Consider the following 26852-nt stretch of genomic DNA (forward strand, 5'->3'; position numbering starts at 1 on the left):
CGCTTGCGAACTCAGACGCGGAAAGACTCGCCGCAGCCGCAGCGGTCCTTTTCGCGAGGGTTGCGGAACTTGAAGCCCTCGTTCAGGCCCTCGCGGACGAAGTCCAGCTCGGTGCCGTCCAGGTACGGCAGGCTCTTCGGGTCGATCAGCACCTTCACGCCATGGCCCTCGAAGATCACGTCCTCGGGGGTCACCTCGTCCGCGTACTCCAGCTTGTAGGCCAGGCCCGAGCAGCCGGTGGTCTTCACGCCCAGGCGCACGCCCACGCCACGGCCGCGCTTGGCGATGTAGCGCGTGACGTGCCGGGCGGCGGCTTCGGTCAGGGTGACGGACATCGCTGACCTCAGGCGGTGGCGGTGGCGCCCGCCTCGGCGTTCGAACCGTGCTTGGCGCGGTAGTCGTCCACGGCGGCCTTGATGGCGTCCTCGGCCAGGATCGAGCAGTGGATCTTCACCGGCGGCAGGGCCAGTTCTTCCGCGATCTGGTTGTTCTTGATGGACAGCGCCTGGTCCAGCGTCTTGCCCTTGACCCACTCGGTGACCAGCGAGCTCGACGCGATCGCCGAGCCGCAGCCGTAGGTCTTGAACTTGGCGTCCTCGATCAAGCCGGTCGCGGGATTGACCTTGATCTGGAGCTTCATCACGTCGCCGCAGGCCGGCGCGCCGACCATGCCGGTGCCGACGGACTCGTCGCCCTTGTCGAAGCCGCCCACGTTGCGGGGATTTTCGTAGTGGTCGATGACCTTGTCGCTGTATGCCATGTCGTGTTCTCCAACAACCTTGTTCGTAATGATCAGATGGCGATCAATCCGCCGCTATCAATGAGGGGCGCTCAATGCGCGGCCCATTGAATGCTGCTGATATCGACGCCTTCCTTGAACATGTCCCACAGCGGGGACAGTTCGCGCAGCTTGGCGACCCGGTCCTTCAGCAGCGAGACGGCGTAATCGATTTCCTCTTCGGTCGTGAAACGGCCGATCGTCATGCGCAGCGAGGAGTGCGCCAGTTCGTCGCTGCGGCCCAGCGCGCGCAGCACATAGCTGGGTTCCAGGCTCGCCGACGTGCAGGCCGAGCCCGACGACACGGCGATGCCCTTGATGCCCATGATCAGCGACTCGCCCTCGACGTAGTTGAACGAGGCGTTGACGTTGTGGGGCACGCGGCGGGTCAGGTCGCCGTTGATGAACACCTGCTCGATGTCCTTCAGGCCGTCCAGCAGGCGCTGCTGCAGCGCCTTGATGCGGGGCAGCTCGGTGGCCATTTCCTCGCGGGCGATGCGGAAGGCTTCGCCCATGCCGACGATCTGATGCGTCGGCAGCGTGCCCGAACGCAGGCCGCGCTCATGACCGCCGCCATGCATCTGCGCTTCCAGGCGCACGCGCGGCTTGCGACGCACGTACAACGCGCCGATGCCCTTGGGGCCGTAGGACTTGTGCGAAGCCAGGCTCATCAGGTCGACGGGCAGCGTGGTCAGGTCGATCTCGACCTTGCCGGTGGCCTGCGCGGCGTCGACATGGAAGACGATGCCCTTCTCGCGGCACAGCGCGCCGATGGTCGGGATGTCCTGGATCACGCCGATCTCGTTGTTCACGAACATCACCGAGATCAGGATCGTGTCCGGGCGGATGGCCGCCTTCAGCACGTCGAGGTCGATCAGGCCGTCTTCCTGGACGTCGAGGTAGGTGACCTCGAAGCCCTGGCGCTCCAGCTCACGCGTCGTGTCGAGCACGGCCTTGTGCTCGGTCTTGATCGTGATCAGGTGCTTGCCGCGCGACTGGTAGAAGTTCGCCGCGCCCTTGATGGCGAGGTTGTTCGACTCGGTCGCGCCGGAGGTCCAGACGATCTCGCGCGGGTCCGCGCCGATCAGCTTCGCGACTTCGACGCGCGCCTTCTCCACGGCTTCTTCCGCCTCCCAGCCCCACGCGTGACTGCGCGACGCCGGATTGCCGAAGTGCTCGCGCAGCCACGGAATCATCGCGTCGACGACGCGCGGGTCCACCGGCGTGGTGGCGCCGTAGTCCATGTAGATGGGGAAGTGCGGGGTCATGTCCATGGGAACGTTCTTCTTATCGACTACTGAATGGTTGACGTGGACCGGAGGGCCGGGATCACTTGCTCATGGCATTGCCGAGCGCGAACACGGAATTCGGCGCGGTGATGCGGATGGGCTTGACGACGGGAGTGCTCGAGATGGCGCGCTTGATCGGCGCTTCCTCGACGGTGACGCCCTTGGCGAGCTGGTCGTCGACGAGCTTGCGCAGCGTGACCGAGTCGAGGTACTCGATCATCTTGTTGTTCAGCGCCGTCCACAGGTCGTGCGTGATGCAGCGGCCGGTGTCGTCGCCCATGCAGTTTTCCTTGCCACCACAACCGGTCGCGTCAATGGGTTCGTCGACGGCGACGATGATGTCGGCGACCGTGATCTCATCGGAGCGGCGGCCCAGCGAATAACCGCCGCCAGGACCGCGGGTGGATTCGACCAGCTGGTGGCGGCGGAGCTTGCCGAACAGCTGTTCGAGATAGGACAACGAGATCTGCTGGCGCTGGCTGATCGCCGCCAGCGCGACGGGCCCGCCGTTTTCGCGCAGGGCCAGATCGATCATCGCGGTGACGGCAAAACGACCTTTGGTGGTGAGACGCATCGAACTTCTCCTTGGCGCCCTTGTCGGGCTACAGGACATGGAGGCGGCGGCTCGGCTGACGCCGGGTCGACTCACGGAGCAGGGTTAACCCCCGCTAAGTCCGACCATTTTACTCAATTAAGAGGAAGCTTGCTCGGGTTACCCCGGACAGGGGTCGAGGGGGCCCTTTCAGGCCAGTCGACTGGCTGCGATTTGCGCCAGACGACCGCAGCCTGACTCCAGCAGATCGAGCACCTGCTCGAAGCCGTCGGCACCGCCGTAATACGGATCTGGTACCTCGATCTCCCCGGGCAGCAGGGAAATCTTGTGCTGCAGCGCAGCAGGGCAGCGGCGTCGGAGCTCGCGAAGATGGCCGCCATCCATGGCGACCAGCAGGTCGAAGCGCTCGAAATCGTCGGTGCGAAGCGCGCGCGCCCGTTGATCGCAGAGCTCATAGCCCCTTTTTCGGGCGTGGTCTTGGGAGCGTTCATCCGGGGCCTCACCGGCGTGCCAGCCCTGCACGCCGGCGGAGTCGACGTGGACGCGGTCCGCCAGCCCCATCTCCACCAATTGGTGACGGAGCACGCCTTCGGCCGTCGGCGAGCGGCAAATGTTTCCCGTGCAGATAAAGAGGATGGAGAGCTCGGCAGGCATGGGGCGGCATTGTGGCGCCGGCGCCGCCGATTGCCATTCGGCAGATCCGCGATCGGCAGGACCGTCACATGGGACCAGAATTTGCTAATCGACCCATCACACCCACCCTGGAGCCCCGCCATGAACCTCACGCAAATCGAAACCGTCCGCGCCGCTCGCCTGCAGCTGATCGACCTCGGCGACGAGAAGACGGCGGCGCTACTGGAGTGGGCGCTAAAAGAGGAAGCCGCCCCCTCCCCGGCTTCCGGCACCACGCCTCAGCGTGACGATCCGCGGGCGGGCTGACATCCCGAACGCGCTTGAGCAGAGCGCGTTTATCGATCCTCGCTTTGCTTCCTTCCGATCCCCGGCCTGGATCCGTAGCCTGCGGCGTTCCCCTGTTTCACGCTCGATCTCGAGCACGCTGCCATGGTTTCCCTGCGCTTCCAGACCTCCCGCCGCCAATGGCTGGCACAAACCGCCGCCCTCGCGGGGGCGGCGGCCCTCCCCGCGTTCCCGGTCCGCGCGGCCGAGGCCAGGACCCTGCGCATCGGCTACCAGAAGTCCAGCACGCTGACGCTGTTCCTGAAGTCTCGCGGCATCCTCGAGAAGGCGCTCGCGCCGCAGCAGGTCGCCGTGAGCTGGCATGAGTTCACCTCCGGCCTGCCGCTGCTGGAAGCGCTCAATATCGGCGCGCTCGACCTCAGCGCGGACGTGGCCGACGCCGTCCCGCCGTTCGCGCTCGCCGCCGGGGCCAAGCTCACCTATTACGCGATCGAGACGCCGTCGCCCACCGCGCAGGCCATCGTGGTCCGCAAGGATTCGCCGATCACCAGTATCGCCCAGTTGAAGGGCAGGAAGATCGGCTTCGCCAAGGGCGCCGGCGCGCACTACCTGCTGCTGGAAGCGCTGAGCCAGGCCGGCCTGTCGATCCGCGACATCGAGCCCGCCTACCTCAACCCCGCCGACGGCCGCTCGGCCTTCGAGAACGGCGCCATCGCCGCCTGGGTCGTCTGGGATCCGTTCCTGGCCGCCGTACAGCGCCAGTCGGGCGCGCGCATCCTGGTCGACGGCACCCGCATCGCCGCCTACCGGCGCTTCTACCTGGCGGCCACCTCGTTCGCGCAACAGAATCCCGAGGTTCTCCAGCGCGTCTACGACGAACTTCAGCGTGCCGGCGAGTGGGTGAAGAAGAACCCCGCCGCCGCGGCCGAATGGCATGCGCCGGTGCTTGGCCTGGACGCTTCGATCGTCGCCGCCGCGAACGAGCGCCGCAGCTATGCGGTCCGCCCGGTCGACCCGGAGTCCCTGTCCGAGCAACAGCGCATCGCCGACGCCTTCAGCGGTGCGCAGATCCTGCCCCGCCGCATCGCGGTCCAGGAATCGCCCGTGTGGCGCCCGGCTTGAACACCGCCCCGTCACCCGACCCGCACCGCCCCGGTCCGATCGCAAGGAGCATCGCCATGTCCGTCCTGAACTCCGACACGGGAACCGCCCAAGGGCTGCCCCGTCCGCCGGCCCCGAAGCACCCTGCGCCGCTGCCGACCCGCACGCCCGCCGACGTCCGCGCCGCGCTGCTCGCGCGCGTGGAGATCGCCCTGCTCGACGTCCGCGAAGAGGCCGCCTACGCCGAAGCCCATCCGCTGTGGGCCGCCAATCTCGCGGCCTCGCGGCTGGAGCTCGACGCCTGGGGTCGCCTGCCCCGCCGCGACGTGCCCATCGTCGTCTACGACGACGGCGAAGGCGTCGCCGCGCCATCGGCGCGCAAGCTGCAGTCGCTGGGCTACACGGATGTCGCCCTGCTCGCGGGTGGCCTGTCCGCCTGGCGCGACGACGGCCTGGAGCTCTTCCGCGACGTCAACGTTCCGAGCAAGGCCTTCGGCGAACTCGTCGAAGCGCGCCGGCACACGCCATCACTGCCGGCGGAGGAAGTCCAGGAACGGCTCGCGCGTCGAGACAACATCGTGCTGCTGGATGCCCGCCGCTTCGACGAGTACCGCACGATGAGCCTGCCGGGCTCGATCAGCACGCCTGGCGGCGAACTGGTGCGGCGCGCGCGCGACCTCGCGCCCGATCCGTCGACGACGATCGTCGTGCACTGCGCCGGCCGCACTCGCAGCCTCATCGGCGCGCAGTCGCTGATCGACGCCGGCGTGCCGAATCCTGTCGCCGCGCTCCGCAACGGGACCATCGGATGGACGCTCGCCGGCCTCACGCTCGCGCAGGGCCAGGGACGCTCGCACGAGGACGTGCCGGTCGGCGATCTGTCCGCCGCGAGAGAAGGGGCGGCCGCCCTCGCCCGCCGGGCTCACGTGCAACGCATCGACACCTCCGTTCTCGCGGAATGGCTGGCCGATGCACGACGGTCGACCTATCGATTCGATGTCCGTAGCGCCGCCGAGTACGGCCGCGGCCACCGCCCCGGTTTCCGCAACGCGCCCGGCGGGCAGCTCGTCCAGGAGACGGACCACCATGTGCCGGTGCGCGGCGCGCGCATCGTGCTGGCCGACGACGACGGCATCCGCGCGCCGATGGCCGCGGCCTGGCTGGCGCAGATGGGGTGGGAGGTCGCCGTGCTGCCGCCCGACGCCACCGCCCACACCGAGACCGGCCCCGACCTGCCGCCGCAGCCGCTCTCGCCGACGGTCGCGACCGTGACGCCCTCCGAGCTCGCCCGCTGGCGCGTCGAGGAGGCGGATCGGGAGCAGCCGGATACGGTCGTCGTCGACGTGGCGCCGAGCATCACCTACATCGTCCGTCACATCCCCGGCGCGTGGTGGAGCCCCCGGGCGCGGCTTGCCGATGCGCTTCGGACGGTGATCCCGCCGGCACGTCGCGTCGTGCTCACGGGCAACCTGGGTGTGCTCCCGCGTTTCGTCGCCGCCGACCTCGCGGCCGAACTGGCCTCAGAGGGGCGCGAACTGCTGGTGCTCGAAGGCGGCACGACGGCCTGGTATGACGCCGGCCTGCCGATCGAGTCCGCCAATCCGCGCCTGGCCTTCCCGCGCGACGACCGTTATCGGCGCCCTTACGAGGGCACGAATCACCCGCGCGACGCAATGCAGGCCTACCTCGACTGGGAGTTCGGACTGATCGCGCAGCTCGACCGCGACGGGACGCACTTCTTCCGCGTCATCGAGAACTGACGCAGCCCGCACCACCGAACTCGCGGTCCCCAGTTCCCACTGGGGCCGGAATGGGGCTGGGGGTCCCTGGAGGGGCGCCCCCTGCCCCGTGGAGTGCCCGCGCTTGGCCACGCGAAGTCGGGGAGCCTCGACCAGAAGCGGCCTACTTCCCCTTGCCGGCCGTGATTGGTACGACGTTGTCGTGCACGGCCGCGCCGAACGCCTGCTCCTTGAGTTGCGAGAGCTGGTCGCGCAGCCGCGCGGCCTTCTCGAACTCCAGGTTGCGCGCGTGCTCCAGCATCTGCTTCTCCAGCTGCGTGATGCGCTTGCTCAGGTCCTTTTCACTCAGGGCCTCGACTTCAGCGGCGTCGTGGATCACCTTGGCGTCGTCGCGGCCCGGCTTGTCGCTGTAGACGCCCTCGATCAGGTCGCGGATGCGCTTGACCACGCCGCGCGGCGTGATGCCGTTGGCCTCGTTGAACTCGATCTGTTTGGCGCGCCGGCGCTCGGTCTCCCCGATCGCCTTCTTCATCGACTCGGTCATGCGATCCGCATACAGGATCGCCTTGCCATTCACGTTCCGGGCGGCCCGCCCGATGGTCTGGATCAGGCTGCGTTCCGCGCGCAGGAAACCTTCCTTGTCCGCATCCAGGATCGCCACCAGCGACACCTCGGGGATGTCCAGGCCTTCGCGCAGCAGGTTGATCCCCACCAGCACGTCGAAGGTCCCGAGCCGCAGGTCACGCAGGATCTCCACCCGCTCGACGGTATCGATGTCCGAGTGGAGGTAGCGCACCTTCACGCCGTTGTCGCTGAGGTACTCGGTCAGCTGCTCGGCCATGCGCTTGGTCAGCGTCGTGATCAGCACGCGTTCCTTGATCTCGACCCGGTCGCGGATCTCCTGCAGGACATCGTCAACCTGATGCACGGCCGGTCTCACCTCGACGATCGGATCCACCAGACCGGTGGGCCGCACCAACTGCTCGACGACGTTGCCGGCCTGGCGCTTCTCATAGTCACCCGGCGTCGCGCTGACGAAGATGGCCTGGCGCATCTTGCGCTCGTACTCCTCGAACTTCAGCGGCCGGTTGTCCATCGCCGACGGCAATCTGAAACCGTACTCGACCAGCGTGCTCTTGCGCGCCCGGTCACCGTTGTACATGCCGCCGAACTGGCCGATCAGCACGTGGCTCTCATCCAGGAACATCAGCGCGTCGGGCGGCAGGTAGTCCACCAGCGTCGGCGGAGGATCGCCCGGCGCGGCCTGCGACAGATGACGCGTGTAGTTCTCGATGCCCTTGCAGTGGCCGACCTCCTGGAGCATCTCCAGGTCGAAGCGCGTGCGCTGCTCCAGCCGCTGGGCCTCGACGAGCTTGCCTTCCTTGATGAAGAAGGCGACGCGCTCGCGCAGTTCCTCCTTGATCGTCTCGATCGCGGCGACCACGCGGTCGCGCGGCGTCACGTAATGGCTCGAGGGATAGACCGTGAAGCGCGGAATCTTCTGCCGGATCTGTCCGGTCAGCGGATCGAAAAGCACCAGGCCCTCGACTTCGTCGTCGAAGAGCTCGATCCGCAGCGCCAGCTCCGAGTGCTCGGCCGGGAACACGTCGATCGTGTCGCCGCGCACGCGGAAGTGGCCGCGGGTGAATTCCATCTCGTTGCGCGTGTACTGCATGCGCGCCAGCTGCTGAATCACGTCGCGCTGACCGACCTTGTCGCCGACCCGCAGCGTCATCACCATCTGGTGGTAATCGCTCGGGTTGCCGATGCCGTAGATCGCCGACACCGACGCCACGATCACCACGTCGCGCCGTTCCAGCAGGCTCTTCGTGCAGGACAGCCGCAACTGCTCGATCTGCTCGTTGATCGCACTGTCCTTCTCGATGAACAGGTCGCGCTGCGGAACGTAGGCCTCGGGCTGGTAGTAGTCGTAGTAGCTGACGAAGTACTCGACCGCGTTCTTCGGGAAGAACTCGCGGAACTCGCTGTACAGCTGCGCCGCCAGCGTCTTGTTGGGCGCAAAGACGATGGCCGGGCGTCCGAGCCGCGCGATCGTGTTGGCCATCGTGAAGGTCTTGCCTGAGCCGGTCACGCCCAGCAGCGTCTGGAAGCTTTCGCCGTCGTTGACGCCGTCCACGAGTTGCTGGATCGCCGTCGGCTGGTCGCCCGCGGGCGGGTACGGCTGGAACAGCTGGAAGGGAGAGCCTTCGAAAGAGACGAATTCGCCCTTCGGCGGCTCGCCCGCGCCGGAGGTCTCCACCTCTGGCGGGACGGGGCTCTCCCCCTTGGCGACGGGAGTTTCAGGCTTGGCGGCGGTGGATCGACTCATCAGGGTTTCCCAGGGGCAACGCATGTTCCCTGCCTACAATCGGCGGGCTTCGCTGGGCGCTCAGGAGGCGCCTCGGGCGTCAGGACGCGACAGCGTAGCGCAGTCCTCTCCACCGTTTGTCAGGAAAGCCTCCATGTCCTTGTTCGCCGCCGTCGCCATGGCCCCTCGCGACCCCATCCTGGGTCTGAACGAGCAATTCAACGCCGACCCGAATCCCGACAAGGTCAACCTGGGCGTCGGCGTCTACTACGACGACAACGGCAAGCTGCCGCTGCTGGCCTGCGTGGCCGCGGCGGAAGCGCAGATGCAGGCCGCGCCCAAGCCGCGCGGCTATCTGCCCATCGACGGCATCGCCGCCTATGACCTGGCGGTGCAGGGACTGGTCTTCGGCGCCGACAGCGAGGTGCTCAAGAGCAAGCGCGTCGCGACGGTCCAGGCCATCGGGGGCACCGGCGGTCTGAAGATCGGCGCCGACTTCCTCAAGCGGCTGAACCCGGACGCGAAGGTCCTGATCTCCGACCCCTCGTGGGAAAACCACCGCGCGCTGTTCACCAACGCCGGCTTCCCGGTCGACACCTACCCCTACTATGACGCCGCCAACCGCGGCATCAACTTCGACGGCATGCTGTCGGCGCTCAACGCCGCGCCGGCCGGCACGGTCGTCGTCCTGCACGCCTGCTGCCACAACCCGACCGGCTACGACCTGACGCCCGCGCAGTGGAGCCAGGTCGTCGAAGTGGTCAAGACGAAGAACCTGGTCGCCTTCCTGGACATGGCCTACCAGGGCTTCGGCGAAGGCATCGCCGAGGACGGCGCCGTGATCCAGCAATTCCTGGCCGCGGGCCTGGACTTCTTCGTGTCGACGAGTTTTTCCAAGAGCTTCTCGCTCTATGGCGAGCGCGTCGGCGCACTGAGCGTGGTCTGCGCCTCGGCCGAGGAAACGGTCAAGGTCCTGAGCCAGCTGAAGATCGTCATCCGGACGAACTACTCCAACCCGCCGACGCACGGCGCCCAGGTCGTGGCGACCGTGCTGTCGACCCCGACGCTGCGGGCCCAGTGGGAAGAGGAACTGGCCGGCATGCGCGTGCGCATCAAGCAGATGCGCGAGGCGCTCGTCACCGAGCTCAAGGCCGCCGGCATCACCGACGACCTGAGCTACGTCACCCGTCAGAAGGGCATGTTCAGCTACAGCGGCCTGAGCGCCGAGCAGATGCAGCGCCTGCGTTCCGAGTTCGGCGTCTATGGCGTCGATTCGGGTCGCATCTGCGTCGCCGCGCTGAACAGCAAGAACCTGAAGCCGGTCGCCACCGCGATCGCCGCCGTGAAGAAGGCCTGACCTCCGGGCTCCTCTCCGACACCACACTTCGATGCGCTGATCGCACGATCAGCCTCCGAACACAGGGCCGGACCCGCCGCAAGCGGGCCGGCCCTGCGCATTTATGGCGAAATGCGTCGGTTCGAAGTCCCTCCTCCCGCCTTGCTCGGCGCACCGGCGACACACACTGCAAGAAGCCGGGCACTAGAATTGCTGCATTGCACAACGGGTGCCAGCCTTCGCCTCACTCCCCCCTCCAGAGGTCCGCCAGATGCTCTACCAGCTTTATGAAACCCAACGCGCGCTGCTGAGCCCGTTCTCCGAATTCGCCAGCGCCACGGCCAAGCTGTACAGCCACCCGCTGTCGCCTTTCGCCCATACGCCGTTGTCGCACCGGATGTCCGCGGGCCTCGACCTGATGCACCGGCTGGCCAAGGAGTACGAGAAGCCGGAGTTCGAGATCAACAGCGTCGAAGTCGACGGTGTCGACGTCGCCGTGCAGGAACTGGTGGCGCTGGAGCAGCCGTTCTGCCGTCTGCTCCGGTTCAAGCGCTACACCGACGACCAGGCCGTGCTGGCGAAGATGAAGGCGCAACCGACCGTGCTGGTCGTCGCACCGCTGTCAGGCCACCACAGCACGCTGCTGCGCGACACCGTCAAGCAGCTGCTGAAGGACCACAAGGTCTTCATCACCGACTGGACCGACGCCCGCATGGTGCCGCTCGCGGCTGGCGCCTTCCACCTTGACGACTACATCTACTACGTCCAGGACTTTATCCGCCACGTCGGCGAGGACTGCCATGTGATCTCGGTCTGTCAGCCGACGGTGCCGGTGCTCGCGGCGATCTCGCTGATGGCCTCCAAGGGCGAGACCACTCCGCGCTCGATGACGATGATGGGCGGTCCGATCGACGCCCGCCGCAGCCCGACGGCCGTCAACAACCTGGCGATGAACAAGAGCTACAGCTGGTTCGAGAACAACGTGATCTACCGCGTTCCGACCAACTTCCCGGGCGCGGGCCGCGAGGTCTATCCGGGCTTCCTGCAGCACACCGGCTTCGTGGCGATGAATCCGGACCGTCACCTGAGCTCGCACTACGACTACTTCCTGGACCTGGTCCGCGGCGACGACGACAACGTCGACGCCCACCGCCGCTTCTACGACGAGTACAACGCCGTGCTGGACATGCCGGCCGAGTACTACCTGGACACGATCAAGACGGTGTTCCAGGACTTCGCACTGGTGAACGGGACCTGGGAAGTGGGCGGCGACCTGGTGCGCCCGCAGGACATCACCCAGACCGCACTGCTCACGGTTGAAGGCGAACTGGACGACATCTCCGGCGCCGGCCAGACCAAGGCGGCGCACGAGCTGTGCAGCGGCATCGACGCGAAGAACCAGGCCCATTACGACGCGGTCGGTGCCGGCCACTACGGCATCTTCTCGGGCCGCCGCTGGCGCGAGAAGGTCTATCCGGTGATCCGCGACTTCATTGCGAAGTACGATGCGGCCCCGTTGCACCAGCCCGCCGCGACGAAGCGTGCTGCCGCCCGTCCGGCTGCGGCCCGCCGGCCGCGCAAGCCGACCGAGTGAATCCCGCCGCTGCCGCCTCCGCTGAACCGACCTCCTCCGCGTTCGACGACTTCGTCGAACGGCTGAACCTGGCCCTGCCGCAGACGCAATGCACGCGCTGCGGCTATCCCGACTGCCACTCCTACGCCCACGCGATGGCGAGCGGCGAGGCGGCGATCAACCAGTGCCCCCCCGGCGGCGCCGAAGGCATCGCGCGCCTGGCCGCGCTGACCGCTCGCGAACCGTCGCCCCTCAATCCGGACCACGGTATCGAGGGACCTCGCCGGCTTGCCGTCATCGACGAAGGCTGGTGCATCGGCTGCACCTTGTGCATCAAGGCCTGTCCCGTCGACGCGATCATCGGAACCAACAAGCAGATGCATGTCGTCATCGACGCGGACTGCACCGGATGCGAACTGTGTATCCCGGTCTGCCCCGTCGACTGCATCTCGCTGGCGGACGTCACGCCGGGGCGAAGCGGTTGGGCTGCATGGAGCGCGCCGCAGGCAGAGCGCGCTCGCGAGCGCTACCGTTGGCACGAGATCCGTGTCACGCGCGACCAGCATGAGCACGATGCGCGCCTCGAAACCAAGGCGCAGCACAAGCTCGATCACCTCGAAGAGGAAACGCGGCTCACCGACGCGGCACAGATCGACCGCAAGCGCGCCGTCATCGAGGCCGCGCTCGCGCGGGCTCGTGCCAAGCGCGGCGCCTGAACGCTGCCTCTCTTCGATCCCGCCCCGCCCATCGCCAGCCGTTTCCCGCTCGCCATGAATCAAACGCAAGTCCGCGAATTCTTCGAGATCCTCCGCCGCGCCAATCCGTCGCCGCAGACCGAACTGGAATATGCCAGCGTCTTCGAACTGCTCGCCGCGGTGCTGCTGTCCGCGCAGGCCACCGATGTCGGCGTCAACAAGGCGACGAGACGGCTGTTCGTCGTCGCCAACACGCCGCAGAAGATCCTGGACCTGGGCGAGGAACGGCTCGCCGAATACATCAAGACGATCGGCCTTTACAAGACCAAGGCGAAGAACCTCTACGCGACCTGCGGCATCCTGGTCGAGCAGTACGGCGGCGCCGTGCCGCAAAGCCGCGAGGCGCTCGAATCCTTGCCCGGCGTCGGTCGCAAGACGGCGAACGTGGTGCTCAACGTCGCCTTCGGCGAAGCGACGATGGCCGTGGATACGCACATCTTTCGCGTCGGCAATCGCACCGGCCTCGCGCCGGGCAAGAACGTGCTGGAAGTCGAACAGCAATTGCTTCAACGCGTGCCGGAGGAATTCCTGGTCGACGCGCACCACTGGCTGATCCTTCATGGCCGCTACGTCTGCCAGGCACGTCGACCGCTGTGCGAACGCTGCGCCGTCGTCGCGCAATGTGACAGCGCCCCGATGGCTGCGGCGCGCTGAGCGAACCCCGCCCCCTACAATCCGCGCGTTCATCCGTCAGGGAAGCCATGTCCAGCATCAACGACCTAGTCGACCGCGTCGAGCGCCTGCTGGTGCGTCACGAGGAACTCAAACGCACGAACGGCTTGCTCGAGCAACAGGTCCAGGCGCTCACCCTGGAGCGCGACAGCTTGCGCTCCAGACTGGCCGCGGCGCGCGCGCGCGTCGACGCCCTGCTGGATCGTCTCCCGCTGGAGGCGGCCGATCTGCTGGAGAGCGGCGACGGCACTGAACCCTCAGATTCTCGAAAGACGGGCGCATGAAGCAAATGGAAGTCACGATCATGGGCCAGAGCTATCTGCTCGGCTGCCCGGAGGGCGGCGAAGCCGCGTTGCAGAAGGCCGTGGCGCGTGTCGACAAGGAAATGTGTGCGATCCGCGACGCGGGTCGCATCAAGGCACGCGAACGGATCGCGGTGCTGGCGGCCCTGAACCTCGCCTATTCGCTCACCGAATCGAACGCACCGGCAGTGGCGCCTGGCGATGCAACGGATGCAATCGCCGGTGGCGCGCGCGGCACCACCGTACCCGATCTTGAAACGCTGATGAAGCGGCTCGATGAAGCCCTTGTCCAAGACGGGCAACTGCTGTGAACGCGGAGTCGCGGCGCGTAGAATCCATCCTGTCCACTGCGTTCGCGTGAGTTTTATATTTCCTTGAACCGATGCTTTCGCGAGCAAGGGCTTGGAACATTGCAGAGCTGGTGTGAGCGTCTCGCGTCAGATGAACCCGAAGCCCTGCTGACCTCGCCCACCTGTACCCCTAGGGTTCAGGAATGCGGCTCACGGTTCGCCGTGGACACCTCTTCCCAAACCGCGCCTGATTTTTTCGTCACGCGCGGTTTTTTCATGGTCGAGCTTGATCGGCCATCGCCATGAGGGTTCCGCCTTGAGCACCGCATCGCACGATTCCCGGCAGTACTGGCTGATGAAGTCCGAACCGGATGAGGCCTCGATCGACCATCTGCAGGCCGCCGGTGAACTTCCGTGGACCGGCGTCCGCAATTACCAGGCACGCAACTTCATGCGCGACCAGATGCGCATCGGCGACGGCGTGCTGTTCTATCACTCGTCCTGTCCAGAGCCGGGCATCGCCGGGTTCGCCGAGGTCAGCAGCACGGCCTATCCGGACGAGACCCAGTTCGATCCCGGGAGTCACTACTTCGATGCGAAGGCCAGGCGCGAGGAACCGCGCTGGCAGCACGTCAACGTGCGCTTCGTGCGCAAGACCCGGTTGTTGAGCCTGGCAGAGATGAAGCGCGATCCCGCGCTTGCCGGCATGCGCACCCTGCAGCCGGGCAACCGGCTGTCGATCACGCCGGTGACGCCGTCGGAATGGCAGCACCTTCAGAAGCTGCTCGCCTGACCGGCGAGCGCGACGCTCGGTCCGGCGGCAGCTTCAGCCGCCCATCCCGAACGGGATCGACGCCAGCACGACCTGATTGCCGCCGCGCCGCTGCGCTTCCTTGACCGCCATCTCGGCGGCGCCCAGCAGTTCCTCCTGGCGCGAGGCAGTGTGCGGGAAGCTCGCCACGCCCATCGACAACGACAGGCCGATGTCCTGCCCATGCAGCACGACGATCTGGGCATGGCACTGGCGGCGCAGCTGTTCCATGCGCGCATGCGCGGTCGCGAGGCCGACGCCCGACAACAGCACCGCGAAGAGGTCGTCGCCGATGCGGCAGGCCGCATCCATCGCGCGAGTGTTGGCGCGCAGCATGCGCCCCAGGCCTTCGAGCAGGCGTTGCCGAGCTTCCTCGCCGAGTCCAGCCTCCGGAGCCACCGGATCCAGCGCGATCAGCACCAGCGTGAACTCGCGGTGCTCGCGGGTCGAGAGATCGATCTCGCGCAGCAGTTGATCGTCGAACTGCGCGCGCATGTAGAGGCCAGAGACCTCGTCGCGGCCGCTGCCCTGCTGCAACTCGCGGCGCATCTGTTCGAGCGACTTCTGCTGCTGCTCGAGTTGCTGCAGCGCGCGCTGCAGGTGCGTCTCGCGGTGACGCTCTTCGGTCTTGTCGCTCCACAGCGCCATGACGTGCTCCGCGCCGAGCGGCACGCGCATGACCATGAACTCGCGACGGCGTCCGCCGATCTCCAGCCGGTGCTCGGAACTCACCACGCCGCGCTGCGCGAGCGTGGCCTGCTCGGAGCGTCGCATCGCCTGCACTTCGTCGCCGCGCATCAGCTCGGCATCGGTGGCGCCAACGATGCCGGTCTCCAGGCGACCGAAGAGCTCACTCATGCCCGGGCTGGCGAAGACATAACGTCCGGTCGCCATCGACTTCACGGTCAGGCAGGCGCCGGTCGGCTCCAGCAGGCTGAGCAAGCCGGCCGCAACGGGCGTCTGGGGCGTTCCCGACGATTCCAGCCAGGCATCGAAACTGGCAGGCGCGGGCGTCGCGGCGGCTTGTAATTCCATGGGTCGGGCCGGGCCAGGGGGAGGCCCCTCGCGGTCGAATGGTGGTGGATCGAATGTAGATGGGCGTCCGTCGCCGGGGCAAGTGCCGATGGCAGGACAGAGGTGCCACTCCCCCTAAGCTTGGGGTGCGGCATCCTAGCTTGCCACGGCTTGGGCCGAGAGCGATGCACTTCGCCCAGCGAGGCGGGCCTGCGCTCCGGCGGGGACAAGGCGTGAAAATGTCACACCCGCCTGCAAGGCGAGCATGCGGCCTTCACAGGGGACACGCTGGCGGGAACCAGACGTTGTCTCCTGCGCGGCGCGGCTGCATCGAGTTGAGTGGTCACCGGTCAAAAATAAGGCTAGAATCCTCGTTTTGCTGGCAAACCCTGCGCGTCGATTCGGAAGTGGAATCCGGATACTCCGCTTCGAAGGCAAGCCCTTCCTCGCGAACACCGAGCGCTATTTGAAGGAATTTCATGACCACCATTCGCGTCAAAGAAAACGAGCCGTTCGACGTGGCCCTGCGCCGCTTCAAGCGCACGATCGAAAAGCTGGGCCTGCTCACCGAGCTGCGCGCCCGCGAGTTCTACGAGAAGCCGACTGCCGAGCGCAAGCGCAAGAAGGCGGCTGCCGTGAAGCGTCACTACAAGCGCGTGCGCAGCATGCAGCTGCCCAAGAAGCTGTACTGATCGCCTGATCGGACCGCTTCGGCACCGGGGACCCGTCCACTGACGATCCCCACCGCCGGAACAGCACAGAAAGCCCGCGCAGGACGCTGCCGCGGGCTTTTCTGTTTCTGCGCGACATTACGACATCTCCATCGAGAGTAGGAACCAAGGAGCCCTCATGAGCCTGAAGGAACAGATCACCGAAGACATGAAGACGGCAATGCGCGCCAAGGACAGCGAACGCCTGGGCACGATCCGGCTGCTGCTGGCCGCGGTGAAGCAGAAGGAAGTGGACGAACGCGTCGTGGTGGACGACGTGATGCTGGTGGCCATCGTCGACAAGCTGATCAAGCAGCGCAAGGACTCGATCAGCCAGTTCACGGCGGCAGGCCGCATGGACCTGGCCGACAAGGAAACCGCGGAGCTGAAGGTGCTGGAGGTCTACCTGCCGCAGCGCTTGAGCGAAGACGAGATCAAGGCAGAAGTCGCCGCCATCGTGACGGAGCTGGGCGCCAAGGGCCCTGCCGACATGGGCAAGGTGATGGGCGCCGTGAAGGGCAAGCTGGCGGGCAAGGCCGACATGGGCCTGGTCTCGGCGGCGGTGAAGGCGGCGCTGGCGGGCTGAGCGCCCTCCTCGCTTCGACTCAACGACAGGAGTTCGCGATGGAACTGACCGTCCAACAATTGACGCCCGATTTCTGCGTCGCGCCGCAGCTGACGCCGGAGGCGATGGCTGCACTGGCCGAAGCCGGCTTCAAGTCGGTGATCAACAACCGGCCCGATTTCGAGCACGGCCCTGACCAGCCAACCAGCGAGCAGGTCCGCGCCGCGGCCGAAGCCGCGGGACTGGTGTATCGCCACTTGCCGGTGCAGGGCGGTTATCAATCGCCGGAAGAGATCGCCGCGATGCGCGCGTTGCTCGACGAAGTGCCGAAGCCGGTGCTGGCGTTCTGCCGTTCCGGCGCGCGTTCCACGCGCCTCTTCGCCGCCGCCACCCAACTCTGAGCCGACGAGAGCCCCTCGGTGCCTCAGATCGAGGCGACCGGGGGCCCTTTTCGGAGGTCAAGGAGGGAATTCGACTGCCGGGAGGCAGTCGAAGGAGGGACACGGAGAAAAGGGACCCCGGTCGCCTCGATCAACGCTCCATTCTTCGCATGTCGGGGCTTTCCCGCAGCCCCTCCCGAATTCAGGTTCCCGACAGCCCCCGCTGGCTACAGTCCACGTCTATACACAAGAACCGAGCCCCCCCCCCCCCGTCGGGGTTCGAGATGGAGACCTGGACTCGTCGATGAAAGCCCTGCTTGCATTTGCCAAGGGCATCGACTGGCTGACGGACCGGTTCGGCACGCTTGCCGCCTGGGCTGTCCTGCTGTCGTGCTTTATCAGCGCCGCGAACGCGGTGATCCGCTACGGCCTGGACATCAGTTCCAACGCCTTCCTTGAGATCCAGTGGTACCTGTTCGCCGCCTGCGTGATGGGCGGCGCCGCGCAGGTGCTGCGGCTCAACGAGCATGTGCGCGTCGACATCCTCTACACGCGGCTGCGCGGCCACGGCAAGGTCTACGTCGACCTGTTCGGACTCATCGTCTTCCTGATCCCCGTGATGGGGTATGCGGGCTGGCTGTCGTGGGACTTCTTCCTGGTGAAGCTCACCACCGGCATGCGCGCGGAGGACACCGTCGCCGCGCTCGGCTACGGCGGTTATGCGTGGAAGCTGTTCACCAGCGGCGAGGTGTCAGGCAACGCCGGCGGGCTGATCCGCTGGCCGGCCGCGCTGACGCTGCCGGTGGGCTTCGCGCTCGTGTTCCTGCAGGGGATCTCGGAGGTGATCAAGCGCATCGGCTACCTGGCCCATCTCGTCGAGATGGACACGCACTACGAGAGGCCGCTGCAATGATCACGATGGAGCAGTTCCCCCCGCTGATGTTCGCGGGGCTGATCATCATCATGCTGATCGGCTTCCCCGTGGCGTTCTCGCTGGCCGCGCTGGGCCTGGCCTGCGGCTTCTTCGCGGTGAGCCAGGGCTGGTTCCCGCCGTCGTTCATGTCGGCGCTGCCGCAGAACGTCTTCGGCATCCTCTCCAACGAACTGCTGCTCGCGATCCCCTTCTTCACGCTGATGGGCGCGTTGCTGGAGAAATGCGGCCTGGCCGAGGACATGCTCGATTCGATGGGCCAGCTCTTCGGGCCGGTGCGCGGCGGGCTGGGCTACTCGGTGATCATCGTGGGCTTCATCCTGGGCGCGATCACCGGCACGGTGGCGGGTCAGGTGATCGCGATGGCGATGATCTCGCTGCCGGTCATGATGCGCTACGGCTACAACATGCGCTACGCCACCGGCGTGCTGGCCGCCTCGGGGACGATCACGCAGCTGGTGCCGCCCTCCCTGGTGCTGGTGGTGCTGGCGGACCAGCTCGGCAAGCCCGTCGGCGACATGTACAAGGGCGCTTGGGGACCGTCGATCCTGCAAGTGCTGATCTTCGCGCTGTACACCTTCATGGTCTCGCGCTTCAGGCCGGAGCATGTGCCCGGCGTACCCAAGGAGGCGCGCACCCTTGACGGCTGGGCGCTGTGGGCGAAGTGCCTGCGCGGGATCATCCCGTCGGCGATCCTGATCTTCGCGGTGCTCGGCTCCATGGGCGGATTGCCCGGCATCGACAAGGCGATCTGCACGCCCACCGAGGCCGGCGCGATGGGGGCGGTCGGCGCGTTCATCCTGGCGGCGTCGCACCGGCGGCTGAACTGGCCGGTGGTCAAGGACGCCATGATCGGCACGATGCGCATCACCGCGATGGTGGTGTTCATCCTGATCGGGTCGCGGACCTTCTCCCTCGTGTTCCAGGGCGTCGAAGGCGGCAAGTGGATCGAGCATCTGCTCTCCAACCTGCCCGGCGGTCAGATCGGCTTCCTGATCATCGTCAACCTCTTCATCTTCTTCCTGGCGTTCTTCCTCGACTTCTTCGAGATCGCCTTCATCATCCTGCCGCTGCTCGGCCCGGTCGCCGACAAGATGGGCATCGACCTCGTGTGGTTCGGCGTGATGCTCTGCGTGAACATGCAGACGAGCTTCATGCACCCGCCGTTCGGCTTCGCGCTGTTCTACCTGAGAGGGATCTCGGACACGCTGTTCAAGAACGGCGCGCTGCCCAAGCGGGTGCTTTCGAGCGATATCTACCTGGGCTCGATCCCCTGGGTGGTGATGCAGCTGATCCTGGTGGCGATCGTCATCTTCTTCCCGGTCACGGTGACGGCGTTCCTCGACAAGGCGGAAGCGGTCGACATGGACAAGGCGACGGAGATGCTCCAGGGCATCGACGCCGGCCAGGCTGAGCGCACCGATCCCAACGCGGACACGAACGCGCTGTTCGGATTGCCGGCGGAGGCCGCGTCCGCACCGGCCTCCGCTGCCTCTGAAGGAACTCCCTAGCGCGTCGAGGGCGGCATGTTCGACGCCTCCTTGATGCGATCCCAGGCGTCCTTCACCGCGGGCTTGGCGCGCGCCCATTCGAGCGACGAGCCCTGGCGCTGATTGCCCCAGTCCCGATGCAGCTCGGCTTCGAAGTCCTCGAAGTCCCGGTCCGGATAGCGGGCAAACGCATCGACCCCATAGGCATACGCCGGACCGAAGTCGTCATGCGTGTCGCCTTGCTGGATGTAGGGCCGGTTGGCGTAGTTGTCGCGCCAGTAGGCGGCCTCCTGCTCGTGGTCGTAGGCCTTGTCCCGGGGTTCGTTGAAGTCGGGCATGGGAGTCTCCGGAAGTCTTCGATGACCTTCGTCGGCAAGTGCCATGCCCTGCGCTCGCTACAGCCAACAGGCGCCGAGGACCTTCTGCTGACAACTGATCAGGCGCCGGTCGGCAACCGCGAACGACGCGGCAGTTGGCGGGCTTACTGCGGCGTGACGATCTTGAGCCCGACGATGCCCGCGGCGATCAGGCCGATGCACGCGAGCCTCGCCGGCGACGCCGACTCGCCCAGCAGCGCGATGCCCGCGATCGCGGTGCCGACGGCACCGATGCCCGTCCACACCGCGTAGGCCGTCCCCACCGGCAGATGCTTCAGCGCCCAGCCCAGCAGCACGACGCTCGTCACCATCGCCGCCACGGTGCCCACCGTCGGCCATGGCCGTGTGAACCCCTCCGTGTACTTCAGGCCGACGGCCCAGCCGATCTCGAACAATCCGGCCAGAAACAACACGCCCCACACCATCGCCATCTCCTTGAAAGTGGAATGGACGCCACTGTATGTTCGTGGTTCTGATAGTTAAAGTCAGCATCCATCAGATTGCCTGACAGATCACGGACCACAATGGCTTTCGACCTCGACAACCTCCGCGTCTTCCTCGCGGCGATCGACCACGGTTCGTTCTCCGCTGCGGCGCGCGCGCTGGGGCGCGTGCCCTCAGCCGTCAGCATGACGATCGCGAACCTGGAAGCTCAGCTCGACCTCCCTCTCTTCGACCGCGCCGGCCGGGAACCCGTCCCCACCGCGCAGGCGCTCGCGCTGGTGCCGCAGGCGCGCCGGCTGGCCGAGCAGCTCGGCCAGCTCAACCGCCATGCGTTGTCGATGACCCAAGGGCTGGAGCCCTCGCTGACGATCACGGTCGTGCCCGAGCTCGTCGCAGCAACGCCATGGAGCGACGCACTGACGACGCTGTCCGCCGAGTTCCCGCTGCTGGACGTCGAGGTACTGACCGCGCCGCAGGCGGACGCGCTCGCGATGCTGAAGTCCGGCCGCGCGCAACTGGCCCTCGTCTTCGAGCGACAAGGACTCGACCCGTCGGAGCAGTTCCAGGAAGTGGCCCGCGAAACGCTGATCGCCGTCGCGGCAGCCTCGCATCCGATGCTCGCGCGCGATCCTTCAGCGCTCCGCGACGAGCACCTCATCGCCGAACGTCAGATCCTGGTCGCCGGTCGCGACGCCTGCGACGTCGACAAGCGGATTGCCGCGTCCCGCGTGCAATGGCGCACCGACAGTCCGGTGGCGGCCTTGCGGATGGTGTCCGCGGGCCTAGGATGGGCGTGGTTGCCGTCGGGGTTCGTGCGCGCGGCGCTGGCCTCGGGGGAACTGGTGCAGATTCCCGCAGGCAACTTCACGACCGCACTGCAGCTCTACGTCGACGTCGTCTGGACGCAGACGCGGCCGCTCGGACTCGCCGCACGGCGTTTCGTCGAACTGCTGAACGGTCGCGAAGGCTGCTCCGGCACGATCGCTGGCGATCGGACGCCGGCAGGTACGCCGTTCAGCGGTAGCGCTCCGGATCCGGCGAGTCCGTCGGCTGAGCGACCACGCGCCGGAAAGCAGCGTTCATCGGCAGCTTCAGGTTGATGCCCGTCGGCGGCAGCGGCGACTCGAACCAGCGTCTGTAGATGGTGTGGATCTCGCCGCTGCGGTACAGGCCGGTCAGCACGTCGTCGACCATGGTCTTGAACATCGGATCGTCGCGATTGAGCCCGATCGCATAGGGCTCCACGGTCAACGCGCGATCGGAGATCACGTAGTCGTCCGTCGAAACCGCCGCACCCTGCTGCGCCAGCAGGCTGCGGATGATCACGTCGTCCATCATGAACGCGTCGGCGCGGCCGCTGCGCAGCAGCTGGAATGCGTCCGGGTCGTCCAGCCCCGCGACGATGCGGATGTTCAGCCCCTGTTGCTCATTGACCTTGGCCAGGTGCTGGATGCTGGTCGTGCCGATGGTGCTCACCACCGGCCGGCCGCGAAGGTCAAGCAGGCTCTGCACCTTCTCGCCGTGGCGCGTCATCAGCTTGGTCTCGGCCACGAAGATCGTCACCGAGAATGCCTGACTGCGCGCGCGCTCGGCGGTGTTGGTCGTGATGCCGCACTCCATGTCCAAGGTGCCGTTGCTGACCATCGGCATGCGCGTCGCCGAACCGACCGCGACGCGTCGCACCTCCAGGTCGGGCAGCTTGAGCCGCACGCGCAGCGACGCGATCACGCGCTCGCAGAGTTCGACGGAATAGCCCGTCGGCCGCAGCTGCGCGTCGAGATAGCTGAACGGTGCCGACGCCGGCCGGTAACCGATGACGACGACCCCGGTTTCGCGGATGCGCGTCAGCGTCGGGCCTTCTGGCGGTTGCGCCAGGCGCGACGCCGACGGTCCGGCGAGTCCCGGCTTGACCGGCGCGGCGCTCGCGGGCAACGCGCCCGCCGTCCACACCAACATCAGAAGGACCGCGGTCACAACGCTGACGATCCGCGCACTCATCGATCAGGCCTCGCCGTTTTCACCGTTTTCGCCGATGCCATCGGTGCCGCCTCGACCGGGGGCATCGTCCTGTCCGAGCGCTCCGGCGTCGAGCCGCCGCAATTCGTCGAGCCGCGCGCCGATCTTGATCTCCAGGCCGCGCGGCACGGGTTCATAGAAGCGCTGATCCTCGAGGCCGTCCGGCAGGTACTGCTCGCCGGCCACGTACGCACCGGGGAAGTCATGCGCGTAGCGATAGGCCTTGCCGTAGCCGAGCTCCTTCATGAGACGCGTCGGCGCGTTGCGCAGGTGGACCGGCACCGGCCGCGAGCTGTCCTGCTTGATCAGCGCGCGGACCTGGTTGTAGGCGTTGTAGACGGCATTCGACTTCGGCGCGATCGCCAGATAGACGACCGCCTGCGCCAGCGCGAGCTCGCCTTCCGGCGACCCGAGACGCTCATAGGTTTCGGCCGCGTCCAGGCAGATCCGCAGTGCACGCGGATCGGCGTTTCCAATGTCTTCGCTGGCCATCCGGACCAGTCGCCGCGTGATGTAGCGCGCATCGACACCGCCGTCGAGCATCCGCACCAGCCAATACAACGCCGCATCCGGATGGGAGCCTCGCACCGACTTGTGCAGCGCCGAAATGACGTCGTAGAACTGGTCGCCGCCCTTGTCGTAGCGCCGCAATTGCTCGCCCAGCGTGCGCTCCAGCAGTGCCTCGTCGATCTCCGCCGTGCCCGCGGGGGTCAGTTGCGCCACGGTCTCCAGCGTGTTCAGCAGACGCCGCGCATCGCCGTCGGCATAACCGATCAAGCGCAGCGTGGCGGCCTCGCTCACCGGTGGCGCGCCGAGCGCCTCGCGCCCGCGCGTCAGCAGTTCGCGCATGTCCTGCTCGTCCAGCGACTTCAGCACGTGCACCGTCGCCCGCGACAGCAGCGCCGAGTTCACCTCGAACGACGGGTTCTCGGTCGTCGCTCCGATGAAGCTGAACAGCCCCGACTCGACGTGCGGCAGGAAGGCGTCCTGCTGCGCCTTGTTGAAGCGGTGGACCTCATCGACGAACACGATCGTGCGCCGCCCCTGCCCCGCCGCGACCTGCGCGCGGTCGACCGCCTCGCGGATGTCCTTGACGCCGCCCAGGACCGCGGAGATCGCGATGAACTGTGCATCGAAGTGCTGCGTCATCAGGCGCGCCAGCGTCGTCTTGCCGACGCCGGGCGGACCCCACAGGATCATCGAATGCGGCCGGCCGCTCTCGAGCGCGACACGCAGCGGCATGCCCTCACCCAGCAGGTGGCGCTGGCCGACGACCTCGTCGAGCTTGTGCGGCCGCAGCCGTTCCGGCAGCGGTGCGTGCTGGCTCGGTGCGGCCCTCGCAGGCCGTCCGCCCGGGACGGAATCGAACTCGTCCGGAAAGAGCGACGCGTTGCTCATCGATGCTGACTCAGTCACCGCTCAGGGTTGGCGAGCGATGTCCGTGCCCGGCGGCGGGTTGAAGCGGAAGCGGTCGGCCGACACCTTGGCGTTCGGCTCGATCGCACTGAACTGCATCACCGACTGCTGGCCGAAACCGTCGACGATCTCCAGCGCGCCCAGTTCGCGCCCCTTGAAACCGAGCTTCAGGCTCTGCAGACCGCTGTCGTTGCGCTTGGGCGTAGCCTGCACCCAGTCCAGGCCGTTCGCGGCCGGCAACGACTTCAGCGTGAAATCCTTCGACAGGTCGCCGCCCGCGAGCAGCGACACCGGCGTCGCGCCCAACGCCTGGTCCATGTTGCGGACGCTGGCCTGCTGCAGATCCGGGTCGTAGATCCACACTTCCTTGCCGTCGGCCACGATCAATTGCTCGGCCGGCTTGGCGTAGCTGAAGCGGAACTGGTTGGGACGTTGGAACTCGAAGGTGCCGGTCGTCGTCTTCTTGCGCTTGCCATCGGGTGCGGTGACGGTCTGCGTGAACGCCGCGCGGCCGCTCTTCACTTCGGTGACGAACTGCTGCAGCGCGCTCACGCCGTCGGCGCGAGCCAATTGCGTGACGCAGACGGCGATCGCCGCGATGCCACGGGTCAGGATACGGAGCATGGAGGAAGCCTCAATCATTCGTCGCGTTCATTCGTCGCGTTCAGTGGTCGCGTCCGGTGACGCCGTCAGTCGTCCCGCTTGGGCACGATGATGTCGCGGTTGCCGTTGGTGGCCATCGCCGAGACGACACCGGACTTCTCCATCTGCTCCAGCAAACGGGCGGCCCGGTTGTAGCCGATGCGCAGATGTCTCTGCACCAGCGAGATCGATGCCCGCTTGTGCTGCAGGACGATGCCCACCGCCTGGTCGTACATCGGGTCGGATTCGCCGTCGCCGCCTGCTGTCAGGCCGGGCAGCCCATCGCCGCCCCCATCGCCGTCCAGCACGCCGCCTTCCAGGATGCCTTCGATGTAGTTGGGCTCGCCTTGCTCCTTCAGGTACTCGACGACACGATGCACCTCGTCGTCGCTGACGAACGCGCCGTGCACGCGCACCGGCAGGCCGGTACCCGACGCCATGTAGAGCATGTCGCCCATGCCCAGCAGCGCTTCCGCGCCCATCTGGTCGAGGATGGTCCGCGAGTCGATCTTGCTCGATACCTGGAAGGACAGGCGCGTCGGGATGTTGGCCTTGATCAGGCCGGTGATCACGTCGACCGACGGACGTTGCGTCGCGAGGATCAGATGGATGCCGGCCGCCCGCGCCTTCTGCGCCAGGCGGGCGATCAGTTCCTCGATCTTCTTGCCGACGACCATCATCAGGTCGGCCAGTTCGTCGATGACGACGACGATGTGCGGCAGACGCTCCAGCGGTTCCGGCTCTTCCGGCGTCAGGCTGAACGGGTTGGGGATCTTCTCCTCGCGTTCGGCCGCGTCGGCGATCTTCTTGTTGAAGCCCGCGAGGTTGCGCACGCCCATCTTGGACATGAGCTTGTAGCGCCGCTCCATCTCGTTGACACACCAGTTCAACGCGTTGCTGGCCTGCTTCATGTCGGTCACGACGGGTGCCAGCAGATGCGGGATGCCTTCGTAGACGCTCATTTCGAGCATCTTCGGATCGATCAGGATCAGACGGACATCGCGGGCCTCGGCCTTGTAGAGCACCGACAGGATCATCGCGTTGATGCCCACCGACTTGCCCGAGCCGGTCGTGCCGGCCACCAGGCAGTGCGGCATCTTGGCCAGGTCGGCCACCACCGGCAGACCGACGATGTCCTTGCCCAGGCCCATCGTCAGCGGCGACGCGGCGTCGGCGTAGACCTGGGAGCCCAGGATCTCGGACAGCCGGATGGTCTGGCGGCGCGCGTTCGGCAGCTCCAGCGCCATGTAGTTCTTGCCCGGGATGGTCTCGACGACGCGGATCGAGGTCAGGCTCAACGAGCGCGCCAGGTCCTTGGCCAGGCCCAGGATCTGCGAGCCCTTCACGCCGGTCGCCGGCTCGATCTCGTAACGCGTGATCACCGGCCCCGGCGAGGCCGCCACCACCCGCACATCGACGCCGAAGTCCTTCAACTTCTTCTCGATCATGCGGCTGGTCATCTCCAGCGATTCGGGCGTCACCGTCTCGATGCGCGGCGGCGGCGCGTCCAACAGGTCCACCTGGGGCAGCTTCGCGTCCGTCGGATCGGTGAACAGCGTCTGCTGGCGCTCCTTGATGACGCGCGTGGACTTCGGCACCTCGGCGACCGGCGGCTCGATGACGATCGGGATGTGATGCTCTTCCTCGACCAGACGCTCGACCTCGACGACCGCTTCGCGCTCGCGTTTGGCTTCCTTGCCGACGCGCTTGTCCTCGGCGATCTCGCGACGGACCTCGCGCTTCTCGATCAGACGTTCGATCTTGGTTCCGATCTGCTCGGCCACGCGCAGCCAGGAGAACTTCAGCGCCAACGACACGCCGGCCACCAGCGCGGCGATCCACACGACGCCAGAACCCGCGAAGCCGAGCAGCTTCATGCTGGCGGGTCCGAGCAGGTAGCCCAACACGCCGCCGGCATGTCCGGGCAGGTGCGACTCCCAGCCGTAGAGGCGGGTCCATTCGAGCGCGCAGCTCGCGGCCATCAGGAGCACGAGGCCGGCCACGGTCGGCAGGCGTTCCTTGAACGTGAGCATCGGACCGCCGTCGGCGCGCAGCATGCGCGCCAAGCCGCTCAGCCACGCACGCAGCGAGATGAGCATCAGCCACCAGCAGGAGTAGCCGAAGCCGAACAGCATCAGGTCGGAAATCCAGGCGCCGAGCGCACCGACGCGGTTGTGCGCCGGGGCTGAGGTGCCGGCGGTACTGAAGGCCGCATCGGCGCGGTCATGGCTGACCATGGCGAGCAAGACCAGGCACCACACCAGCGCGCCGATCAGCAGCCACAGCGGCGTGCGCAGCGGACTGGGCGGCGCGGGCGGCGCGGCGCGCGGCGCGGCCTTCTTGGACTTGCGTGCCGGCGCGGGGCGCTCGGTCGGAGCGGCGTCGTCACCGCCGCCCAGCAGGGAACCGGGAAAACTCATTCCTCGATTGTGACGCACAAGC

Annotated in this window: 29 protein-coding genes and 1 other RNA gene; 17 read left to right on the plus strand and 13 right to left on the minus strand. The window is 66.8% G+C overall.

Features of this window, described 5'->3' with window-relative positions; genetic code table 11:
* Nucleotides 1–11: 11 nt before the first annotated feature.
* The 5 genes from iscA to AC07PR_RS04640 form a co-directional block, all read right to left on the minus strand.
* Nucleotides 12–335 (minus strand): iron-sulfur cluster assembly protein IscA, encoded by a 324-nt coding sequence (gene iscA, locus AC07PR_RS04620; RefSeq protein WP_377155468.1) that lies wholly within the window; start codon nt 333–335, stop codon nt 12–14.
* An 8-nt stretch (nt 336–343) separates the two neighbouring features.
* Nucleotides 344–760 carry a Fe-S cluster assembly scaffold IscU gene (gene iscU, locus AC07PR_RS04625; protein WP_377155469.1) on the minus strand — a complete coding sequence of 139 codons (417 nt, stop codon included), beginning with the start codon at nt 758–760 and terminating at the stop codon, nt 344–346.
* A gap of 71 nt (nt 761–831) precedes the next feature.
* Complete coding sequence (locus AC07PR_RS04630) at nt 832–2052, minus strand: IscS subfamily cysteine desulfurase (RefSeq protein ID WP_377155470.1); 1221 nt, start codon at nt 2050–2052, stop codon at nt 832–834.
* 55 nt (nt 2053–2107) lie between these two features.
* Nucleotides 2108–2641, minus strand: a complete 534-nt coding sequence (locus tag AC07PR_RS04635) for a Fe-S cluster assembly transcription factor (protein WP_067273486.1) — start codon at nt 2639–2641, stop codon at nt 2108–2110.
* Nucleotides 2642–2809: 168 nt separating this feature from the next.
* Nucleotides 2810–3274: a low molecular weight protein-tyrosine-phosphatase gene (locus AC07PR_RS04640; protein WP_495134561.1), complete on the minus strand. Its 465-nt coding sequence runs from the start codon at nt 3272–3274 to the stop codon at nt 2810–2812.
* Between the two features lie 120 nt (nt 3275–3394).
* Between AC07PR_RS04640 and AC07PR_RS04645 the strand changes: the two genes are divergently transcribed.
* From AC07PR_RS04645 to AC07PR_RS04655, 3 genes are all read left to right on the plus strand, one after another.
* The gene (locus tag AC07PR_RS04645) at nt 3395–3559 is read left to right on the plus strand and encodes a hypothetical protein (protein ID WP_483106091.1); all 165 of its coding nucleotides are present in this window, start codon (nt 3395–3397) and stop codon (nt 3557–3559) included.
* 123 nt (nt 3560–3682) lie between these two features.
* Nucleotides 3683–4660 (plus strand): aliphatic sulfonate ABC transporter substrate-binding protein, encoded by a 978-nt coding sequence (locus AC07PR_RS04650; RefSeq protein ID WP_377155473.1) that lies wholly within the window; start codon nt 3683–3685, stop codon nt 4658–4660.
* Between the two features lie 56 nt (nt 4661–4716).
* The gene (locus AC07PR_RS04655) at nt 4717–6399 is read left to right on the plus strand and encodes a rhodanese-like domain-containing protein (protein ID WP_495134562.1); all 1683 of its coding nucleotides are present in this window, start codon (nt 4717–4719) and stop codon (nt 6397–6399) included.
* 142 nt (nt 6400–6541) lie between these two features.
* On the opposite strand, the gene uvrB is transcribed toward AC07PR_RS04655, so the two are convergent.
* Complete coding sequence (gene uvrB, locus AC07PR_RS04660; protein WP_495134563.1) at nt 6542–8707, minus strand: excinuclease ABC subunit UvrB; 2166 nt, start codon at nt 8705–8707, stop codon at nt 6542–6544.
* A 133-nt stretch (nt 8708–8840) separates the two neighbouring features.
* On the opposite strand from uvrB, the gene AC07PR_RS04665 reads away from it, so the two are divergent.
* The 8 genes from AC07PR_RS04665 to AC07PR_RS04700 all read left to right on the plus strand — a co-directional run bounded on the left by AC07PR_RS04665 (nt 8841) and on the right by AC07PR_RS04700 (nt 14407).
* Nucleotides 8841–10043: an amino acid aminotransferase gene (locus tag AC07PR_RS04665; protein WP_495134564.1), complete on the plus strand. Its 1203-nt coding sequence runs from the start codon at nt 8841–8843 to the stop codon at nt 10041–10043.
* Nucleotides 10044–10293: 250 nt separating this feature from the next.
* A complete protein-coding gene (locus AC07PR_RS04670) occupies nt 10294–11616 on the plus strand; it encodes a polyhydroxyalkanoate depolymerase (protein WP_377155477.1) in 1323 nt (440 codons plus the stop codon).
* Between the two features lie 62 nt (nt 11617–11678).
* Nucleotides 11679–12311 carry an electron transport complex subunit RsxB gene (gene rsxB / locus AC07PR_RS04675; RefSeq protein ID WP_495134844.1) on the plus strand — a complete coding sequence of 211 codons (633 nt, stop codon included), beginning with the start codon at nt 11679–11681 and terminating at the stop codon, nt 12309–12311.
* 54 nt (nt 12312–12365) lie between these two features.
* On the plus strand, nt 12366–13004 hold the full coding sequence (gene nth, locus AC07PR_RS04680) for an endonuclease III (RefSeq protein ID WP_377155479.1): 639 nt from the start codon (nt 12366–12368) through the stop codon (nt 13002–13004).
* A gap of 47 nt (nt 13005–13051) precedes the next feature.
* Entirely contained in the window at nt 13052–13306 is a 255-nt protein-coding gene (locus tag AC07PR_RS04685) for a cell division protein ZapB (RefSeq protein ID WP_377155480.1), read from the plus strand.
* Nucleotides 13303–13635 (plus strand): cell division protein ZapA, encoded by a 333-nt coding sequence (locus AC07PR_RS04690; RefSeq protein ID WP_495134565.1) that lies wholly within the window; start codon nt 13303–13305, stop codon nt 13633–13635. Before AC07PR_RS04685 ends, AC07PR_RS04690 begins: the two co-directional genes overlap by 4 nt.
* A gap of 29 nt (nt 13636–13664) precedes the next feature.
* Nucleotides 13665–13845, plus strand: a non-coding RNA gene (gene ssrS, locus AC07PR_RS04695) — 6S RNA.
* 124 nt (nt 13846–13969) lie between these two features.
* The gene (locus AC07PR_RS04700; RefSeq protein WP_495134845.1) at nt 13970–14407 is read left to right on the plus strand and encodes an EVE domain-containing protein; all 438 of its coding nucleotides are present in this window, start codon (nt 13970–13972) and stop codon (nt 14405–14407) included.
* Nucleotides 14408–14440: 33 nt separating this feature from the next.
* Here the strand turns inward: AC07PR_RS04700 and AC07PR_RS04705 are convergent, their stop codons facing one another.
* The gene (locus AC07PR_RS04705; RefSeq protein ID WP_377155482.1) at nt 14441–15460 is read right to left on the minus strand and encodes a GGDEF domain-containing protein; all 1020 of its coding nucleotides are present in this window, start codon (nt 15458–15460) and stop codon (nt 14441–14443) included.
* 458 nt (nt 15461–15918) lie between these two features.
* On the opposite strand from AC07PR_RS04705, the gene rpsU reads away from it, so the two are divergent.
* From rpsU to AC07PR_RS04730, 5 genes are all read left to right on the plus strand, one after another.
* Nucleotides 15919–16131 carry a 30S ribosomal protein S21 gene (gene rpsU / locus AC07PR_RS04710; protein WP_012346814.1) on the plus strand — a complete coding sequence of 71 codons (213 nt, stop codon included), beginning with the start codon at nt 15919–15921 and terminating at the stop codon, nt 16129–16131.
* Nucleotides 16132–16288: 157 nt separating this feature from the next.
* A complete protein-coding gene (locus AC07PR_RS04715) occupies nt 16289–16735 on the plus strand; it encodes a GatB/YqeY domain-containing protein (protein ID WP_377155483.1) in 447 nt (148 codons plus the stop codon).
* 38 nt (nt 16736–16773) lie between these two features.
* Nucleotides 16774–17115, plus strand: coding sequence for a protein tyrosine phosphatase family protein (locus AC07PR_RS04720; RefSeq protein WP_377155484.1), 342 nt, complete (start codon nt 16774–16776; stop codon nt 17113–17115).
* A 283-nt stretch (nt 17116–17398) separates the two neighbouring features.
* Nucleotides 17399–18007, plus strand: coding sequence for a TRAP transporter small permease subunit (locus tag AC07PR_RS04725; RefSeq protein WP_431103148.1), 609 nt, complete (start codon nt 17399–17401; stop codon nt 18005–18007).
* A complete protein-coding gene (locus tag AC07PR_RS04730) occupies nt 18007–19536 on the plus strand; it encodes a TRAP transporter large permease (protein WP_495134846.1) in 1530 nt (509 codons plus the stop codon). Before AC07PR_RS04725 ends, AC07PR_RS04730 begins: the two co-directional genes overlap by 1 nt.
* On the opposite strand, the gene AC07PR_RS04735 is transcribed toward AC07PR_RS04730, so the two are convergent.
* Both AC07PR_RS04735 and sugE read right to left on the minus strand, forming a co-directional pair.
* Entirely contained in the window at nt 19533–19853 is a 321-nt protein-coding gene (locus AC07PR_RS04735) for a hypothetical protein (protein ID WP_377155486.1), read from the minus strand. The genes AC07PR_RS04730 and AC07PR_RS04735 overlap by 4 nt on opposite strands.
* A gap of 143 nt (nt 19854–19996) precedes the next feature.
* Entirely contained in the window at nt 19997–20317 is a 321-nt protein-coding gene (sugE, locus tag AC07PR_RS04740; RefSeq protein WP_377155488.1) for a quaternary ammonium compound efflux SMR transporter SugE, read from the minus strand.
* Nucleotides 20318–20416: 99 nt separating this feature from the next.
* On the opposite strand from sugE, the gene AC07PR_RS04745 reads away from it, so the two are divergent.
* Complete coding sequence (locus tag AC07PR_RS04745) at nt 20417–21436, plus strand: LysR family transcriptional regulator (protein WP_495134566.1); 1020 nt, start codon at nt 20417–20419, stop codon at nt 21434–21436.
* On the opposite strand, the gene AC07PR_RS04750 is transcribed toward AC07PR_RS04745, so the two are convergent.
* The 4 genes from AC07PR_RS04750 to AC07PR_RS04765 all read right to left on the minus strand — a co-directional run bounded on the left by AC07PR_RS04750 (nt 21351) and on the right by AC07PR_RS04765 (nt 26830).
* Nucleotides 21351–22310, minus strand: a complete 960-nt coding sequence (locus AC07PR_RS04750) for an amino acid ABC transporter substrate-binding protein (RefSeq protein ID WP_377155490.1) — start codon at nt 22308–22310, stop codon at nt 21351–21353. The genes AC07PR_RS04745 and AC07PR_RS04750 overlap by 86 nt on opposite strands.
* 27 nt (nt 22311–22337) lie before the next feature.
* Complete coding sequence (locus AC07PR_RS04755; protein ID WP_483106082.1) at nt 22338–23750, minus strand: replication-associated recombination protein A; 1413 nt, start codon at nt 23748–23750, stop codon at nt 22338–22340.
* A 21-nt stretch (nt 23751–23771) separates the two neighbouring features.
* Complete coding sequence (lolA, locus tag AC07PR_RS04760; RefSeq protein ID WP_495134567.1) at nt 23772–24392, minus strand: outer membrane lipoprotein periplasmic chaperone LolA; 621 nt, start codon at nt 24390–24392, stop codon at nt 23772–23774.
* A gap of 65 nt (nt 24393–24457) precedes the next feature.
* Nucleotides 24458–26830 carry a DNA translocase FtsK gene (locus AC07PR_RS04765; RefSeq protein ID WP_495134568.1) on the minus strand — a complete coding sequence of 791 codons (2373 nt, stop codon included), beginning with the start codon at nt 26828–26830 and terminating at the stop codon, nt 24458–24460.
* Nucleotides 26831–26852 lie beyond the last annotated feature (22 nt).

Source organism: Roseateles sp. GW821-FHT09H11, assembly GCF_059415845.1.